The sequence below is a fragment of the Bulleidia extructa W1219 genome, assembly GCF_000177375.1.
In the GTDB taxonomy this organism is placed as follows: Bacteria; Bacillota_I; Bacilli_A; order Erysipelotrichales; family Erysipelotrichaceae; genus Bulleidia; species Bulleidia extructa.
The window spans coordinates 1-716 of sequence record NZ_ADFR01000010.1 but is presented as its reverse complement, the minus strand read 5'-3'; the positions used below and the strand labels follow the sequence as shown (position 1 = coordinate 716).

At 39.8% G+C, this 716-nt stretch carries 1 protein-coding gene; it reads right to left on the bottom strand.

All coding sequences use genetic code 11. From position 1 onward, the window contains the following. Positions 1–5: 5 nt before the first annotated feature. On the bottom strand, positions 6–716 hold a 711-nt coding region (locus tag HMPREF9013_RS05245; protein ID WP_006627341.1), incomplete at its 5' end, for a restriction endonuclease subunit S.

Here is a 716-nt window from a genome sequence, read left to right as displayed (position 1 = left end):
GCGGCTTAAAGATCAAAGTCAGAGACATCCAATTCACCAGACATCAATCGAGGAAGTAGGGTATCTCTTAAACCTAACAGCTTTTGGTTTTCAATATCATTAGCCATAATCATTGACAGTAAAGGCTCTGTGAGTGAATTAAACTCTTTATTCACTTCATCGCTCGCAATCCACACAGGAGAAGCCTTTATCTCAGCTGATGACAAATTTACTTGAACTCCACTATTCGCACGACTTCTTAGATTTTTTAAGAAATCGAAGCTATTGGTTAAAAGGTAAATATATGCGTAGGATGTACACTTATATCCGTTGCTACGAAGAAGACCTACACGCTGGTTAACAATATACTGATCATCAATTGTCATAAGAGCGGTATTACCAAGAATGGCTACATTGTCTTTCATATCGGTCATAGCCATAAGGACATCGCCTTTATGAAGAACATATTTTGAGAGGGAGGCACACTTGCTTATAGGATACCAACTTTTAGTTACACCAGAATTGAAGCCGCCACCTCGATTTATATGGCCTTGTTTGAACACATGGTAGCAATCGGGTGCAGGTGTATTGAGAAGTTCTTTACTTTTGAACGCATAGCCACTTGAAAAATCAGCAATATCCTGTAATGTGCCTTGCTCCCAATCGTCTGGTGCTGTTCCACCAAAGTGACTGAAGTCAATGAAAAAGGATGCAAGAATTGCTTGTGCTTGCTCAAG